The organism is Fodinicurvata halophila, assembly GCF_042651425.1.
Lineage (GTDB): Bacteria > Pseudomonadota > Alphaproteobacteria > Kiloniellales > DSM-21159 > Fodinicurvata > Fodinicurvata halophila.
The window spans coordinates 1-15,991 of sequence record NZ_JBHSCW010000010.1; the positions used below are offsets into that span (position 1 = coordinate 1).

General features: G+C 64.1%; 17 protein-coding genes, 1 tRNA gene and 1 riboswitch. Of the genes, 6 read left to right on the forward strand and 12 right to left on the reverse strand.

The annotated features are described in order from the left end of the window. Positions 1 to 163: 163 nt before the first annotated feature. Positions 164 to 904, reverse strand: a complete 741-nt coding sequence (locus ACFOW6_RS15055) for a hypothetical protein (RefSeq protein ID WP_382423247.1) — start codon at positions 902 to 904, stop codon at positions 164 to 166. Positions 905 to 1,369: 465 nt separating this feature from the next. Between ACFOW6_RS15055 and ACFOW6_RS15060 the strand changes: the two genes are divergently transcribed. Then, positions 1,370 to 1,717 carry a hypothetical protein gene (locus ACFOW6_RS15060; RefSeq protein WP_382423248.1) on the forward strand — a complete coding sequence of 116 codons (348 nt, stop codon included), beginning with the start codon at positions 1,370 to 1,372 and terminating at the stop codon, positions 1,715 to 1,717. Between the two features lie 14 nt (positions 1,718 to 1,731). Beyond that, positions 1,732 to 2,559: an ISL3 family transposase gene (locus ACFOW6_RS15065; RefSeq protein ID WP_382423249.1), complete on the forward strand. Its 828-nt coding sequence runs from the start codon at positions 1,732 to 1,734 to the stop codon at positions 2,557 to 2,559. A gap of 62 nt (positions 2,560 to 2,621) precedes the next feature. On the opposite strand, the gene ACFOW6_RS15070 is transcribed toward ACFOW6_RS15065, so the two are convergent. Continuing rightward, a tRNA-Ser gene (locus ACFOW6_RS15070) sits at positions 2,622 to 2,712 on the reverse strand. 311 nt (positions 2,713 to 3,023) lie between these two features. Continuing rightward, a riboswitch (cobalamin riboswitch) is annotated at positions 3,024 to 3,224 on the forward strand. A 139-nt stretch (positions 3,225 to 3,363) separates the two neighbouring features. Between ACFOW6_RS15070 and ACFOW6_RS15075 the strand changes: the two genes are divergently transcribed. Together ACFOW6_RS15075 and ACFOW6_RS15080 are read left to right on the forward strand one after the other, a co-directional pair. Then, positions 3,364 to 3,849, forward strand: a complete 486-nt coding sequence (locus ACFOW6_RS15075) for a copper chaperone PCu(A)C (protein WP_382423250.1) — start codon at positions 3,364 to 3,366, stop codon at positions 3,847 to 3,849. 182 nt (positions 3,850 to 4,031) lie between these two features. After that, positions 4,032 to 4,763: a glycerophosphodiester phosphodiesterase family protein gene (locus tag ACFOW6_RS15080; RefSeq protein WP_382423251.1), complete on the forward strand. Its 732-nt coding sequence runs from the start codon at positions 4,032 to 4,034 to the stop codon at positions 4,761 to 4,763. Positions 4,764 to 4,776: 13 nt separating this feature from the next. Here the strand turns inward: ACFOW6_RS15080 and ACFOW6_RS15085 are convergent, their stop codons facing one another. The 9 genes from ACFOW6_RS15085 to ffh form a co-directional block, all read right to left on the reverse strand. Beyond that, entirely contained in the window at positions 4,777 to 5,886 is a 1,110-nt protein-coding gene (locus tag ACFOW6_RS15085) for a sn-glycerol-3-phosphate import ATP-binding protein UgpC (protein ID WP_382423252.1), read from the reverse strand. An 11-nt stretch (positions 5,887 to 5,897) separates the two neighbouring features. After that, a complete protein-coding gene (gene ugpE, locus ACFOW6_RS15090) occupies positions 5,898 to 6,746 on the reverse strand; it encodes a sn-glycerol-3-phosphate ABC transporter permease UgpE (RefSeq protein ID WP_382423253.1) in 849 nt (282 codons plus the stop codon). After that, positions 6,746 to 7,627 carry a sn-glycerol-3-phosphate ABC transporter permease UgpA gene (ugpA, locus tag ACFOW6_RS15095; protein WP_382423254.1) on the reverse strand — a complete coding sequence of 294 codons (882 nt, stop codon included), beginning with the start codon at positions 7,625 to 7,627 and terminating at the stop codon, positions 6,746 to 6,748. The genes ugpE and ugpA overlap by 1 nt, the downstream gene beginning before the upstream one ends. Positions 7,628 to 7,733: 106 nt before the next feature. Further along, positions 7,734 to 9,056, reverse strand: coding sequence for a sn-glycerol-3-phosphate ABC transporter substrate-binding protein UgpB (gene ugpB, locus ACFOW6_RS15100; RefSeq protein ID WP_382423255.1), 1,323 nt, complete (start codon positions 9,054 to 9,056; stop codon positions 7,734 to 7,736). A gap of 247 nt (positions 9,057 to 9,303) precedes the next feature. After that, positions 9,304 to 9,729, reverse strand: a complete 426-nt coding sequence (rplS, locus tag ACFOW6_RS15105; RefSeq protein WP_382423256.1) for a 50S ribosomal protein L19 — start codon at positions 9,727 to 9,729, stop codon at positions 9,304 to 9,306. Positions 9,730 to 9,739: 10 nt separating this feature from the next. Further along, the gene (gene trmD / locus ACFOW6_RS15110; protein WP_382423257.1) at positions 9,740 to 10,480 is read right to left on the reverse strand and encodes a tRNA (guanosine(37)-N1)-methyltransferase TrmD; all 741 of its coding nucleotides are present in this window, start codon (positions 10,478 to 10,480) and stop codon (positions 9,740 to 9,742) included. Positions 10,481 to 10,541: 61 nt separating this feature from the next. Continuing rightward, the gene (gene rimM, locus ACFOW6_RS15115; protein WP_382423258.1) at positions 10,542 to 11,093 is read right to left on the reverse strand and encodes a ribosome maturation factor RimM; all 552 of its coding nucleotides are present in this window, start codon (positions 11,091 to 11,093) and stop codon (positions 10,542 to 10,544) included. Positions 11,094 to 11,123: 30 nt separating this feature from the next. Then, complete coding sequence (rpsP, locus tag ACFOW6_RS15120; RefSeq protein ID WP_382423259.1) at positions 11,124 to 11,570, reverse strand: 30S ribosomal protein S16; 447 nt, start codon at positions 11,568 to 11,570, stop codon at positions 11,124 to 11,126. A gap of 99 nt (positions 11,571 to 11,669) precedes the next feature. Further along, positions 11,670 to 13,136 (reverse strand): signal recognition particle protein, encoded by a 1,467-nt coding sequence (gene ffh, locus ACFOW6_RS15125; protein WP_382423260.1) that lies wholly within the window; start codon positions 13,134 to 13,136, stop codon positions 11,670 to 11,672. A gap of 263 nt (positions 13,137 to 13,399) precedes the next feature. On the opposite strand from ffh, the gene ACFOW6_RS15130 reads away from it, so the two are divergent. Both ACFOW6_RS15130 and ACFOW6_RS15135 read left to right on the forward strand, forming a co-directional pair. Next, on the forward strand, positions 13,400 to 14,107 hold the full coding sequence (locus tag ACFOW6_RS15130) for a GntR family transcriptional regulator (protein ID WP_382423261.1): 708 nt from the start codon (positions 13,400 to 13,402) through the stop codon (positions 14,105 to 14,107). A 38-nt stretch (positions 14,108 to 14,145) separates the two neighbouring features. Continuing rightward, positions 14,146 to 14,895 (forward strand): SDR family oxidoreductase, encoded by a 750-nt coding sequence (locus ACFOW6_RS15135; RefSeq protein WP_382423262.1) that lies wholly within the window; start codon positions 14,146 to 14,148, stop codon positions 14,893 to 14,895. 7 nt (positions 14,896 to 14,902) lie between these two features. Here ACFOW6_RS15135 and dgcN read toward each other — a convergent pair whose 3' ends face one another. Next, a complete protein-coding gene (gene dgcN / locus ACFOW6_RS15140) occupies positions 14,903 to 15,916 on the reverse strand; it encodes an N-acetyltransferase DgcN (RefSeq protein ID WP_382423263.1) in 1,014 nt (337 codons plus the stop codon). Positions 15,917 to 15,991 lie beyond the last annotated feature (75 nt).

The window sequence follows — 15,991 nt, forward strand, 5'->3', positions numbered from 1 at the left end:
CATTCGTAATCCGTCAGTTCGTAACGCCGCCGGCTCATCTGTCCTCCGTAGCTTGCTCTACAGAGGACAAAGGGGAATCATAAATCACCCAATTTGGGAATCCCGTTTATGAGTATGCAGCCTAGTCATCCACGCTTGGGCGCGTTCATCTCCTGGTGGAAGATCAGGGCTCCAGGAATTGATTTATGCTTTCCATTTCGGAGGTAACCAGGGCAAGGAACTCCTCGCGGTTCGATTGATATTGGGTGATGGCGGTCGTTAACTCCGGATCCTCGCACTCGCTTTCCATCAGGTGGACATAGGAGGCGCCCATGCCTTCGGAATAGGACTCAAAAAGCTGATCCTTGCTTCGCAGATAGTCCTTCATCACCTGAAGTATCCTGGGTTCTGGTCTTTCTATGCCCAGAGTGTCGCTCAAGATCATGGACATTAAAGTGGCCCAGATCGTCATTGATCGTTTATCTTTCAGCGAGTTATTGGTCTCTTCCTGAAGCTCAACTATCCTTTCGCCAATAGCCAGATGATCATTGAATGCGGCCGCCTCCTCATTGGTGATTGCTTCATTGGCCTCCATCTTTGCAGACTTCTTATCAAAATTTTCGCTAAACGACTCCGTAATTTCGCTCCATCTCCGACCGCATTCCATCACTTTAAATAAATCTGAATTGTACGCAGTACTAAACTCACTCGATACGGATTTGACGAGTTCTTGTGCTCCTTTCGAGTTTTCTACATCTCCTATCCTGTTTGCCTCTTTCTTCACGAAGGTCTCGATTTCGGCGAGATCGGCGATGCCTGCAACACCTTCTAAACCTTCGATGTTTAAGCGCTCTGCGTTGGCAGATGAAGGACTGGCCATGAACAGGAGGGCCGCGAAGGGGATGGCGAGCAATGGAGAGCCCATGATCTATTCCTTTCACGAAGTACATGTGAGTTGTATGGCATCCAGTGCGGAATAGAACGGGAGAAGAAAGGTCGGATTGCCTTTGCTATGCCAGCCTAGATTTCAACCATATCGGCCAATACTAATTGGGCCATGGAAATATCGCCACGACCCTTTAAAGGTATTACCTTTGGGACTCAAGAAAACGGGTTCACCGGGATCCGGATCTCCGGATGGCCGGACGGTTCTTCTTGCCCCCGAGGAGAGCGCTGGAAGGGCTGCTCGGGTCATTCCGGGGAAACAGGGTGGTCTCAGCGTCGTCCTTGTCGCAATCCTGGTCGACCGCATCTCGCAGGGTTTCGGCCGCACGGCCCGCGAGAGGGGCCACCTCAGCTGGTACCAGCGGGCTCTACCTCATAAACGGGGGATAAGCGGTATTCATTAAGCTTGGTTTTCTTGGAACGAGGCTTGATGGAGGAGGTACCGATGTCCCCGACAGATTCTCTTCTTGGGATAGAAGGTTTGGCCGTTCAGCGGGTGGAGCGGCGGCGAGACATTCATGTCTGGGCCAGGCCCAAGGAGCGCCTGGCCTGCGTGCACTGCTTGCACACGGCGGTGCGGATCAAGGCCACCTACCGGCGTACGCTCAAGCACAGCCGCCAGGGCAACCAGCTGCTGGTGCTGCACTTGAGCGTGCCCAAGTATCATTGCCCGGGGTGCCAGCGTTATTTCCGTCACCGCTTTGCCGGCATTCGCCCGCGCCTGCGCGCCACCGAGGCCTATCGCCTGGAGGTCTTCGAGGCCCATGAGGGCGGGTCAGCCAGCGCAAGCTGACGACGACGCACGCGGTGGGCAGCGCCACGGTGGAGCGCTGGTATCAATTCTTCATCCGCCAGCGTGTCTCGGAGCTGTCCGGCCGGAGCTGTCCCCAGGTGCTGGGCATCGATGAGCACCTCTTCAGCCGCAAACAGGGCTACGCCACGAGCTTGGTGGATCTCAAGAACCATAAGGTGTTCGATGTGGTGCTGGGCCGTTCGGAGCCCAGCCTGCAGCGCTATCTCAGCCGCCTGCCGGGGCGCACGCAGGTCAGGCTGGTGGTGATGGATCTCTCCGAGACCTACCGCGCACTCGTGCGCCGGTACTTTCCCAACGCCCGGATCGTGGCCGATCGCTTCCATGTCGTCCACCTGGTCAACCAGCACTTCCTGAAGCTGTGGCAGCAGCAGGATCCCGAGGGCCGAAAGAACCGGGGGCTGCTCAGCCTGATGCGGCGCCATCAGTGGACGCTGAAGGCCGACCAGCAGCAGCGTCTGGCGCAGTATCTGGAGGAGCGTCCGGTGCTCAAGGCCCTCTACGCGGCCAAGCAGCGCCTGATGCGGTTCCTGCTGATGAAGACCCTGAATGCCAAACGCGCCAAAAAGGTCCTGCCGCGCTTCCTGGCGCTCCTCGAGCAGTTTGACAAGAGCCCGGCCAAAGCCCTGGCCACGACGCTCCGCTCCTGGCTCGAGCCGATTGTCCGAATGTGGCGGTTTTCCAAATCCAACGGCATCACCGAGGGCTTCCATACCAAGATGGAGATGATCTCGCGCCGCGCCTTCGGATTCAGGAATTTCGAGAATTACCGCATGAGGGTGCTCGCCCTCTGCGGGTGGAATGGTATAATCAACCGGGTCTGATGAATGCCCATCCCCCGTTCATGGGGAAGAACCAAAAAATAACATAAAATCAATTAGTTATCTGGCGGAGAGGGAGGGATTCGAACCCTCGGTAGGGGGTTACCCTACAACGGTTTTCGAGACCGCCCCGTTCGACCGCTCCGGCACCTCTCCGCGTGTCTGGTCGCCGGGCTGTGTGGCAGCCTGTGCGCGACCCGGTCGAGCAGGCGCGGAACCTAGCGCAAGCGCCCGGCTCCTGCAACCCGATCCTGGCTGCGTTCTTGCGGGCGTGGGCTACCTGCCCGTCCCCGATGTAGGCGCTCGACCGGGCCTTTGCCAACCCCCTGCACAGGCGGGTCGTTGCGTCCGCCTCCCGCCTGGTGCCCGGCCGGCGTGGCCCGGGAGGCCGGGGGGGCGGGAAGCCACACGCCGTTGCCCCGACTGGGCTGGACATCCCGGGGGCGTTCTGTAATTCTCCTTCCGCGTCATGGTTTTTCGACGGGCCGGAGTCGGTCTTCGTCCTGTCGGAAATGAAAAGGGAACCCGGTGCGAAGCCGGGGCTGCCCCCGCAACTGTGAGCGGTGCGGTTTCCGTCGCGAAAGTCACTGGCTGCCGGAGATGAAGAGGCGGCCGGGAAGGCAAGACGGTGGGACCGGACAAGCCGCAAGTCAGGAGACCTGCCATGACGGACACGATATTCATCCGACCGGGACGGGGTGTGTCCGGAACAAGGAGACTGGATCTGCGCCTGACGGCGTTTCACTTCCTGGCCCTACTCCCTATTTCAGGTCGCTGTTCGCAATAGAAGACCGGAGTACAAGACCCATGCGCATTCTCATCCTGACCGTCTTCCTGGCCCTTGCCGGAAGTGTATCCGCCGCCTTCGCCCATCACGACGGCGAGCGCTCGGCGGCCAAGAACATGGTCGTCAGCCATGCCTGGACCGTGGAGAACGCAGCCAACGCCCACGCCAACGCCGTCTACCTGACCCTGGAGAACACCGGCGGCGAGGACGACCGCCTGGTCGGCGCCGAGGTGGATTTCGCCAATGCCACCAGCTTCCGGGCGCCGGTTATGGACGACGAGGGCAGCTACAGCATGCGCCAGGTCGAGGCCATCGGCGTCGCGGCCGGCGAGTCGGTGACCCTGCAGCCCGGCGGTGCGCAGATCGTGCTGGAAGACCTGCAGGGCGAGTATCGCGCCGGCGATCACTTCCACATGACCCTGACCTTCGAGAAGGCCGGCTCGGTCGAGGTCGAGGTTGTGGTCGAGGACATGGACGAAGCCGAGACCGATACGCCGAGCAGCTGAGCTCTCGCGCCCGCCGACGCGGAGATCGAAGCCCCGTTCCCGATCCCGAGGAACGGGGCTTTTTCATGGGAGCGCCGTGCTCACGGCATGGACCCGGGGCAAGGGCTGTGATAGCTCCTGTATCCGAAGCGCACCGTCGAGCGGACGGGGAACGCAAGACGAGAGGGGGGACGACCCGAACAATGAAGAAACTGCCCAAGATCATCGGCCACCGCGGGGCTGCCGGCCTGGCGCCCGAGAACACGCTGGCGGGCTTTCGCAGGGCCGTGGATTTCGGCGTGCGCATGATCGAGCTGGATGCCAAGCTGACGGCCGACGGCGAGGTGATCTGTTTCCACGACGAGACCCTCGAGCGCACCACGAGCGGCCAGGGCGCCGTGGCAGAGACACCCTACGCCGAGATCGCCGAGCTGGACGCCGGGCGCTGGTTCGCCCCGGAGTTCGCGGGCACGCGCGTGCCGCTGCTCTCGGAGGCGCTTGCCTATTTCCGCGCGGCGGGCATTGCGGCCAATGTCGAGATCAAGCCCTGCCCCGGACGTGAGACGGAAACGGCGCTCAAGACCCTGGAGGTCCTGGACGCCCACTGGTCGGACGCGGACCCCCTGATGGTGATCTCCAGCTTCCAGCGTGTCTGCCTGGACCTGGCCCAGCAGCATGCGCCGCACTGGAAGCGCGCCCTGCTGACCCATCATTTCGAGGAAGGCTGGAAGCAGGCGGTGCGCGAGCTCGAGGCCTACAGCGTGCACGGCAACTTCGCCGCCTTCGGCAAGACGCACGCCATGGACGTCCAGCTGCTGGGCGCGCAGGCGGCGGCCTATACGGTGAACGACGTGGAGACCACCAAGATCCTGTTCTCGGCCGGGGTCGATTCGATCATCACCGACCGTCCCGACATCCTGGCGGCTTGGCTGTAAGGGGCGTGTTCGGTCAGCCCCCGGTCTTCCGGACTTCGTAATAGAGGCTGCGTCCGCTTTCCTGATCGAAGAGATGCAGCTTGCGCGGCCGGAAGGCCAGGTGCGCGACCTCTCCCTTGGCGACCTCCGGCACGCCGGACAGGCGCGCGACCACCGGCATGTCGATCTGCGGAATCTGGCCGTGCAGCAGGGTGTCGGCGCCCAGCACCTCCACTAGGTCCACAGAGAGCGGCAGGCTGGCCTCTTCGGGACTTTCCTGGGTCAGGTGCAGGTCTTCCGGCCGCAGCCCGACCATGACCGGGCGATCCGCCTGGATCTCCTCGGTGGCCTCGGGCAGCGGAATGCTGAAGTCCTCGCCGATGTTGACCGACTGCCGGTCGGCGTTGATCCGGCCCTCGACGAAGTTCATGGCGGGCGAGCCGATGAAGCCGGCCACGAAGGTGGAGGCGGGATTCTCGTAGATCTCCAGCGGCGTGCCGACCTGTTCGGCGACGCCGGCGTTCATGACCACCAGGCGATCGGCCATGGTCATGGCCTCGACCTGGTCGTGGGTGACGTAGAGCGAGGTGGTGCCCAGGCGCTGCTGCAGGCGGCGGATCTCCACGCGCATCTGAACGCGCAGCTTGGCATCCAGATTGGACAAGGGCTCGTCGAACAGGAAGATCGAGGGCTCGCGCACGATGGCCCGTCCCATGGCGACGCGCTGGCGCTGGCCGCCCGAGAGCTGGCTGGGCCGGCGGTCCAGAAACTCCGACAGGCGCAGCAGGTCGGCGGTTTCCTGCACGCGCTGCTCGATCTGCTGCTTGGGGAATTTCCGGATCTTGAGGCCATAGGCCATGTTCTGGCGCACGGACATGTGCGGATAGAGCGCGTAGTTCTGGAAGACGATGGCGATGTTCCGGTCCTTGGGCTCGACCCGGTTGACCATCTTGTCGTCGATGTGGATTTCGCCGCCGGTGACCTCCTCGAGCCCTGCCACCATGCGCAGCAGGGTGGACTTGCCGCAGCCCGAGGGGCCCACGACCACGACGAACTCGCCGTGCGTGACGCTGAGGTCGACCCCGTGGATCACGCGGGTGTCGCCGAATTCCTTGATGATGTTTTCCAGCCGAAGCTCGGCCATGCCCTATTTTCCTATTTCTCGGTTTCCACCAGGCCCTTCACGAAGAGCCGCTGCATGACGAGGACCACGATCACCGGCGGGACCATGCCCAGCATGGCGGTGGTCATGATGGCGTTCCAGACGGGAACGGCGTCGGCAACGTTCAGCATGCGCTGGATACCCATGACGATGGTGTAATAGCTTTCGTCCGTGGTCACCAGCAGGGGCCAGAGATACTGGTTCCAGCCGTAGATGAAGAGGATGACGAAGAGCGCCGCGATGTTGGTGCGCGAGAGCGGCAGCACCACGTCCCAGAAGAAGCGCATGGGACTGGCCCCGTCCATGCGCGCGGCCTCCAGCAGCTCGTCCGGGATGGTCAGGAAGAACTGCCGGAAGAGGAAGGTCGCCGTGGCCGAGGCAATCAGCGGCAGGGTGAGGCCCACGTAACTGTTTAGGAGGCCCAGGCTGGAGGCCACGCCGTACGTCGGCAGGATGCGCACCTCGACCGGCAGCATCAGGGTGATGAAGATCATCCAGAAGAAGAACATCCGGAAGGGAAAGCGGAAGTACACGATGGCATAGGCCGACAGCAGCGAGATGGCGATCTTGCCGATGGTGATGCCGAGCGCCATGACCATGGAGTTGAACATCATGAGTGCGACCGGGGGCGCGCCTGCCGTACTGAGCCCCTCGCCCAGGACCAGTTTCATGTTCTCCAGGAACTGGTCGCCCGGCAGGATGGGAAAGGGCGGCTGCTGCAGCGCCGGCCCGGTATGGGTCGTGGCGATCACCATGATGTAGATGGGGAAGATGACCGCAGCGAGACCCAGAATCAGGATCAGGTGCGACGAGAATTTGATCCAGCGGTTATTCTCGACCATCAGTACTGCACCTTCTTCTCGATGTAGCGGAACTGGAAGACGGTCAGCGAGATCACGATCGCCATCAGGATGACGGACTGGGCGGCCGAGCTGCCGAGGTCGAGACCGACGAAGCCGTCGCGGTAGACCTTGTAGACCAGGATCGAGGTTGCCCGGTTGGGACCGCCGTCGGTGACGGCATGGACGATGCCGAAGGTCTCGAAGAAGGCGTAGACCACGTTCACCACCATCAGGAAGAAGGTGGTCGGCGAGAGCAGCGGAAAGATGATGGTCCAGAAGCGCTTGAAGGGGCCCGCCCCGTCGATGGCGGCCGCCTCTACCAGGGAGCGCGGTATGGCCTGCATGCCAGCCAGGAAGAACAGGAAGTTGTAGCTGATCTGTTTCCAGGTGGCGGCGACGATGATCAGGATCATCGCGTCCGAGCCGTCGAGCCTGTGGTTCCAGTCATATCCCAGGTGCGTCAGGAAGGTGGAGATCACGCCCAGCGTGGGATCGAACATGAAGGCCCAGAGCGCGCCCGCCAGGGCCGGCGCCACGGCATAGGGCCAGACCAGCAGGGTCTTGTAGACACTGGCGCCGCGTATCACGCGGTCGGCCATGGTGGCAAAGCAGAGTCCCAGCGCCATGGCGGAGAAGGTGACCGCGGCGCTGAAGAAAATGGTGATGCGGAAGGAGTGCAGGTAATTGCCGTCGCGGAACAGGGCGATGAAGTTCTCGAACCAGACGAACTCGTAGCTGAGCCCAAAGGCATCTTCTAGCAACAGGGATTGATAGAGGGCCTGGGCCGCCGGCCAGATGAAGAAGATGATTGTAACCGCGATCTGCGGCAGCAGCAGCAGATAGGGCAGATAGGGTCGGCGGAAATGAACGCGTTTCAGCATGCAGGAGCCGGGTGTCTGGCAGACCGTCTTGTTGGAAAAAGACCACCCGGCCGGAAGGGGGTTGGGCCCCCTCTCCCGACCGGGTCGGTCAATCGATCACGAGCGCTCAGTTATTCTGCCGATGAAACTTGTCCATCTGGCTGTTGCTGCGCTCGACCGCCTCGTCGAGGGCTTCCGCGGCAGTCTTGTCATCAGCGAAGGTTGCTTGCAGCTCCTCGTTGATGATGTCGCGGATCTGCACGAAGTTGCCGATGCGCAGGCCCTTGGAGTATTCCGTCGGCGGATTCAGGTTCATCTGTTCGACGGAGATATCCGCGCCGGGATTCTCATCATAGTAGCCCTGCTCCTCGGTCAGCTCGAAGGCAGCCTCGGTGATGGGAAGGTAGCCCGACTTCTGGTGCCATTCGGCCTGGACTTCGGGAGAGGACAGGTGCTCGAAGAAGGCGGCGACGCCCTCGTATTCCTCTTCCGAGTGGCCTTCCAGGACCCAGAGAGAAGCCCCGCCGATAATGGAGTTCTGCGGAGCGTCCTCGACATCGGGCCAGTAGGGCAGCATGCCCACACCGAACTCGAAGTCCTCGATGTTGGAGACCAGGCCAGCGCGAGACGCGGAGGAGTCCATGTAGATGGGACACTCACCGCCGATGAACTTCGGCTGGCTGTCACTGTAGCGGCCGCCGTAGCTGAAGACGCCGCTTTCCTGCCACTCGGCCAGCTTGCCGATATGGTGCTTGTGCAGGTCGCTGTTGAAGAGGGCCTCGATGTCCGTGCCGGCGAAGCCGTTCTCCTTGCTGGCGAAGGGCACGTTGTGCAGGGCACTGAAGTTCTCCAGCTGCACCCAGGACGGCCAACCGGTGGTGAAGCCGCACTCATAGCCGGCATCCAGCAGTGCCTGGGAATACTCCTCGACCTCCGGCCAGGTACGCGGCGGCTGCTCCGGGTCCAGGCCGGCTTCCTCGAAGGCGTCCTTGTTGTAGAACATGACCGGCGTGGAGCTGTTGAAGGGCAGGGAGAGCATGTCGCCCTCGGTCGTCGTGTAATAGCCGGTCACGGCCGGCAGATAGGCGTCCGGATCGAACTCGACCTCGGACTTTTCCATGACCTCGTAGACCGGGCGGATGGCGCCCTCGGCCGCCATCATGGTGGCGGTGCCGACCTCGTAGATCTGCACGATGTGCGGCTGCTCGCCGGCGCGGAAGGCGGCGATGGCCCCGGTCATGGTCTCGTTGTACTCGCCCTTGTAGACCGGGTTGACGACATAGTCGTCCTGGCTCTCGTTGAAGTCCTGCGTGATGCTTTCGAGGAGCTCTCCCAGGCTGCCGCCCATGGCGTGCCACCACTGAATCTCGGTCTGGGCCATGGCCGGCGAGGCCAGGAAGAGGGCCGAAATGGCCGTTGCCGTTGCGAGGGTGGTCTTTTTCGATCTCATGCGTTTCTCCTCACTGCTTGAATTGTGGTCCCCGGTTCTTACGCGCGCCGGGTTATAGGGGTGCGAAACAATTATGAAGGTTTTGTTACAACCAGTTTAACCATATTCGGAAGGCTCTGAGAAGTCTCGCCTTATCCACAAGCTGATGTTGTGCGCCGCAACCCAAAACAGAAAACGCCGGGACGCAGGCCCGGCGTTTTCAAGACGTTTCTCCTCCTGCGGAACAACGGCGTTCCGATGAGGGGAATTACTTGCGGCCGGCCTTGCGGTCCGCCTGGTCCTGGCGCTCGGCCTGGGCCAGCTTGCCGGCCAGTCCCGTGGTCTTCTCCGGGATGCGGGCCGCCTTGCCGCGCAGGTTGCGAAGGTAATAGAGCTTGGCGCGGCGCACGTCGCCGCGGCGCAGGACCTCGATGCTGTCGACCCGCGGGCTGTAGAGCGGGAAGACACGCTCGACACCCTCGCCGTAGGAGATCTTGCGCACCGTGAAGGAGGAATTGATGCCGCGGTTCTTGCGGGCAATGCAGATTCCGTCGAAAGCCTGGATACGCTCACGCGTACCCTCGACGACCTTCACGTTGATGCGGAGCGTATCGCCCGGCGCAAAGCGCGGCACCTTGTTGTTGGCGTTCAGTGTGGCGACCTGCTCCTGCTCGAGCTGTTCGATCGTATTCATGGCCTTCGTCCTATCCTTCCTCGTTTCCGCCGGTGCGGCGGCGTTCAAGGTAGCGGTGCCAGAGATCCGGCCGCCGCCGTTCGGTTATGTCCTCTGCGCGGGCCCGCCGCCATTGGCGGACCCTCTCGTGATGGCCGGAAAGCAGAACCTCCGGCACGCTGCGCCCCTGCCATTCGGCGGGTCGCGTATAGTGGGGATACTCCAGCAGATCCCCTTCGAACGATTCGTCGCCGCCGCTCGCCTCGTTGCCCATAACCCCGGGCAACAGACGGACCACGGCATCCAGTACCACCTGTGCGGCGACCTCCCCTCCGGAGAGGACATAGTCGCCTATGCTGACCTCGCGCGCCCCGCTGGCTTCGAGCACGCGCTCGTCGATCCCTTCATAGCGCCCGCAAAGCAGGCGCAGGCCGGGCTCCTCGGCAAACTCTCGCGCCATGGCCTGGTCGAAGGTCCGCCCGCGGGGGCTCAGATAGACCAGGGGACCGGGTGACTCCGCGCTGGCCTCCACGGCCGCACCGACAACATCCGGCCGCATCACCATGCCGGCACCGCCGCCGAAGGGCGTATCGTCCACGGAGCGGTGTTTATCGCGCGCAAAACCCCGGATGTCCAGAGTTTCGAGCCTCCAAAGGTCCCTTTCCAGGCCCTTTCCCGCCAGACTGCTCCCCAGCAAGCCGGGAAAGGCTTCGGGAAAGAGGGTCAGGACGGTTGCCGTCCAGGGCTGTCGGTCTGTCCCGGCGCGTGTCACAACTGTCCATCCCTCGAAGCCGCGCTTTATGACCTGTCTGGGGCCGCTTGTCCAGCCCCACTCAGGCGTCCGGCGCGTTTTTCTCGCCGTTTTCCGAGGCCTCGGTGGCTTCCGTCTCGGGCGGTGGATCCACCCGGATCCACCCGGCCGCCAGGTCCACCTCGGGGACGATCTGGCGCGTGAAGGGCAGGAGGCGCTCTCCCCCCTCCTCATCACGCAATTCCAGCAGGTCGCCGGCCCCGAAGTTATACACCGCCGAGATGTATCCCAACAGGGTATCCGAGCTATCCCGGGCTTCCAGTCCGATCAGGTCCGCGAAGTAGAACTCCTCGGAATCCTCAGGCTGGGGCAGGGCCTCGCGCTTGACGTAGAGGCGCTTGCCCTTGAGGGACTCGGCCGCATCGCGGTCCGTCACCCCCTCAACCTCGGCGATCAGCAGGCCGCGCGCCTCGCCCTTGACCTTCAGGCGGTAGCTGTTCCCCTCCTCGTCCTGGAGGGGACCATAGGCGGTGACCGACTCCGGCGTTTCGGTGAAGGTCTTCAGGGTGACCTGGCCGCGCACGCCATGAGCGCCCGCGACCGCGGCCAGGCAGACCAGCTTCTCCGGCGTCATGCTGCCTCCGCCTTGCGTCTTCCGGAAGCCTTACGCCTTGGCTTCCTCGCCGCTTTCCTCGCCTGCAGGTTCTTCGGCAGGGGGCTCTGCGGCGGTCTGTTCCTCGGCGGCGGCTGCTGCCGCCGCTTCCTCGGCCTCTTTGCGCCGCTCTTCCGCTTCGCGCTGGCGCTCCTGCGCCTTGGCGCCGGGCTGGTTCTTCTTGGTCTGCTCGCGGCGCGGCTTGGCCTCGATCAGGTTGCGCTCGACCAGGAAGCGGGCCACGCGGTCGGTGGGCTGGGCGCCGTGGGACAGCCAGTACTGGATGCGCTCGCCGTTCAGGCGGATGCGTTCCTCATGCTCGCGCGGAAGCATGGGATTGTAGGTGCCCAGCTTCTCCTTGAAGCGGCCGTCACGCGGCATGCGCGTGTCCGCCACGACGATGGAATAGAAGGGGCGCTTCTTTGCGCCGCCACGGGCGAGGCGAATCTTGAGGGACATCTGGTTTCCTTTCTTTCCTTAAACCGCACTCATGTTCGAAGTCGTATGGGCCGGCGCGGGACCGTCTGCGGCGCTCCGCCTGCCGACTGTCGGGTGATCCTATTTCTTGTTGCCGAAGGGGTTGCTCATGTCGCCGAGGCCGGGCGGCAGGTTGCCGCCTCCACCGCCCATGCCACCGGGGCCACCCATGCCGCCGCCGCCCATTCCACCGGCGGGGGGCATGCCCGGCATGCCGCCGCGCATCATGCCCTTCTTGCCCAGCTTGCGGGCGCGCTTCATCATCTTCTGGGCATCGGCGAACTGCTTCAGCAGCTTGTTGACCTCCTGCACCGTGGTGCCGGAGCCCGACGCAATCCGCTTGCGGCGCGAGGCCTTGATGATCTCGGGGTGGGCGCGCTCCTGCTTGGTCATGGAGGAGATGATGGCCAGCTGGCGCTTGACCATGCCGTCGTCGACGTTGGCGTTCTTCAGCTGCTCCTGCATCTTGCCCATGCCGGGCATGAGATTCATCAGCTGCTGCATGCCGCCCATCTTGGTGAGCTGCTGGAGCTGCTTGGACATGTCGTTCAGGTCGAACTTGCCCTTCTCGAGCTTCTTGGCCATCTTCTCGGCCTCGTCCTGCTCGAAGCTCTCGGCGGCCTTCTCGACCAGGGAGACGATGTCGCCCATGCCCAGGATGCGTCCGGCGACGCGGTCGGCGTGGAAGTTCTCCAGGGCGTCCAATTTCTCGCCCACGCCCAGCAGCTTGATCGGGCGGCCGGTGACGGCGCGCATGGACAGGGCCGCACCGCCGCGGGCATCGCCGTCCACGCGGGTCAGCATGATGCCGGAGACACCGACGCGTTCGTTGAAGGTGCTGGCGACGTTGACGGCGTCCTGGCCGGTCATGGCATCGGCGACCAGCAGGGTTTCCTTGGGCTTGACGGCGTCGCGGATCTCGGCGACCTCGTTCATCAACTCCTCATCGATGGACAGGCGGCCGGCGGTGTCCAGCATGACCACGTCATAGCCTTCCAGCGCGCCGGTGTTCATGGCGCGCTTGGCGATGGCCAGCGGCGGCTCGCCGCTGACGATGGGCAGAGTGGCAATCCCGGCCTGCTCGCCGAGCACGGCCAGCTGATGCTGGGCGGCCGGACGGCGCGTGTCCAGCGAGGCCATCAGGACCTTCTTGCGGTCCTTCTCGCTCAGGCGCTTGGCCAGCTTGGCGCAGGAGGTGGTCTTGCCCGAGCCCTGCAGGCCCACGAACATGACGGGCACCGGCGGCTGGGCCGCCAGGTCGAGGGCTCCGGTCTCGGGATCGGAGCCGCCCAGGGTTTCCACCAGGTGGTCGTGGACGATCTTGACCACCATCTGGCCCGGGGTCACCGAGCGCAGGACTTCCTGGCCGACAGCCCTCTCCTTGACCTTGGCGATGAAGTCCTTGACGACAGGCAGGGCGACGTCGGCCTCGAGCAGGGCGACGCGCACCTCGCGCAGAGCCTCGGAGACATCCTCCTCGCTCAGCGCGCCGCGCTTCGTCAGACGCTCGAAGACGCCGGAGAGACGTTCCTGCAGTGATTCGAACATGGACTTCCTTCCCGTCGGGTGCCTGCCTGGTGTCCGAACAGCAGGTTTTGCACCGCTGCGCGAAAACTCGCGGACCGGTGGAGCTCCTCGGAGCCGACAGGCGACCTGTGGCGATAGTGAGCGGAACCTAGGCAAGCAGGCGCCGCGCGTCAAACGGATTCCTGCGTGCGCGCGGCGGCACTGCATGGAAGACCTTCCCTGAGAGGGCATTTTCCGCCATTGTTGAATTCCGTATGCAAAAAAGCGCGGAGCGGAGAGGGTCCATGGAGCCGCTTGCCCAACATCCCGCCCTGATCGATCAGGTCTACGAGAAGCTGCTGCAGGCGATCACGGCCGGCGAGATCCAGCCCGGCGAACGCCTGGCCCAGGAGAAGCTGGCGGCGCGCCTGGGGGTTTCGCGCCAGCCGGTGAGCCATGCGCTTGCCATGCTGAAGAAACAGGGTCTGCTGACCGAATTGGGCCGCAAGGGCCTGCAGGTGGCGCCCCTGGATGCCGAGCGCATTCGCGCTTTCTATCAGCTGCGCGTGGCTCTCGACGGCCTGGCGGCCCAGCTGGCCGCGCGCCGTGCCGCCAAGCTGAGCGATCATGAGCGCGACCGTCTCCGGACAATTCTCGCGGAAGGGCGCGCCGCACTGATGTCGGGCGAGGCCGCTCCCCTGGTGAGCGCGGACCACGCCTTTCACGCGCTGCTCTATCGCCTGTCCGGCAACGCCGTGGTGATTGAGACAGCGGAGCAGTCCTGGCCCCACCTGCGCCGTGCCCTGTCGGTGGCGCTGGCCCGCAGTCCGGCCAATCCGCGGGTCTGGGACGAGCATGCCGAGATCGCTGAGGCGGTACTGGCCGGCCATGCCGCCCAGGCCAAGTCCCTGGCGGAGGTCCACGCCGCCCGGGCCGGCAACGAGATCTGGCAGCGCCTGCAGGATGCCGGTGCCGTCGACGGCGCGTCCCCGAATGGCAACGCCGGCCCCTGACCGCTTCCGCAACGCGCAAACAAAGCAAGGAAAGACGAATGACCATTCCCGTCCTGATGGTAACCGGCGGCAGCCGGGGCATAGGTGCAGCCGTTTCGCGCCTGGCCGCACGGAGAGGCTACGATGTCTGCGTCAACTACAGCCGGGACGCCGAGGGGGCAGAGGCAGTGGTGCGCGATATCCAGGCGCTGGGGCGTCGGGCCATCGCGGTCCAGGGGGACGTGAGTGACGCGGAGGCAGTGAAGGTCCTGTTCGACAGCTGTGACCTGCAGCTGGGGCCCCTCGCGGCGCTGGTGAACTGCGCCGGCGTGACGGGGCGCCTCTCGTCCCTGGCGGAGACGACGCCGGAGACGATTCGTCGGACCATAGACATCAACCTGACCGGGACGCTCTATTGCTGTCGAGAGGCGGTCCAGCGCATGAGCCTAAAGCGCGATGGGGCCGGCGGGGTCATCATCAACATCTCCTCGCCCTCGGCCTATAACGGCGCGCCGGGCGAGTTCGTCTGGTATGCGGCGTCCAAGGGCGGCGTCGACAGCCTGACGCTGGGACTGGCGCGCGAATGCGCCGAGGACGGCATACGTGTGAACGCGGTGGCGCCGGGCCTGACGGAGACCGACCTGCATGCCTCGGGCGGTGTGCCGGACCGGGCGGTCCGGCTGGCGCCACAGATCCCGCTGAAACGCGCTGCCACGCCGGACGAAATCGCCGACCCGGTCGTCTACCTGCTGGGCCCCGGTGCAGGGTACGTCACTGGCGCAACCCTGCGCGTGACCGGCGGACGCTGAGCCGAACTCAGAAGTTCTCTTCCAGGCGATCCACCAGATTGCCGACACCGTGGCGCACGGGATCGACGGCGGGCAGGCCGAAGCGATCCTCCAGGCGTTCCAGGTAGGCCCCGGCCTCGTCCTCGGGCAGCTTCGCCGTGTTGACGGCGATGCCGGTGAAGCGAGCTTCCGGGTTGGTCAGGCGTGCGGCCTCCAGGTTGCGGTCCATGCAGACCTTGAGGTCGGGCAGCGGATAGTCGGGCAGACCGCGCATATGCTTGCGCGTCGGCTCGTGACAGAGCACCAGCGCATCGGCCTGGGCGCCGTGCAGCAGGCCCATGGAGACCCCGGCGAAGGAGGCGTGAAAGAGCGAGCCCTGCCCCTCGATCAGGTCCCAGTGCTCGGGCTCGTTGTCCGGCGAGAGCCATTCAACGGCGCCGGAAATGAAGTCTGCCACCACGGCGTCGACGGAGATGCCGCTGCCCGTGATCAGAATGCCGGTCTGGCCGGTGGCGCGGAAGTCGGCCTTCAGATCGCGCTGGTGCATCTCGTGCTCCAGGGCGAGCGTGGTGTACATCTTGCCCACGGAACAGTCGCTGCCCACGGTCAGCAGGCGCTTGCCGGAGCGGGGCTTGCCGTTGGCCACCTCCAGTTCCTGGGTGGGATGACGCACGTCCCAGAGCTGTCGGCCGTTCTTTTCCGCGAGCTCGGCGAGGACGGGCACATCCACCAGTCGGTTGTGCAGGCCCGCCGCCAGGTCGTAGCCCATTTCCAGGGCGCGCCCCAGGATCTCCAGCCAGAGCTGGGAGAAGCGTCCGCCCCGGTTGGCCACACCGATCACCAGGGTGCGCGCACCGGCCTCCATCCCCTCCTCGAGGGTCAGGTCCTTCAGGCCGACATCAGCCTGGCAGCCTTCCAGGCGCAGCTGGCCGACGCAGCCCTCGGGGCGCCAGTGGGCGATGCCGTCGGCGGTCTTGGCCGCCAGCTGGTCGGGCGCGTCGCCGAGAAAGAGCAGGTAGGGGGAACGGATCGTGCTGGACATACGCATATCTTCCTTTAAACGCGGGAACTCCCATGGGCCAGGAGGCTGGCCTGTTATCGTCTTTCAGGGCGATCT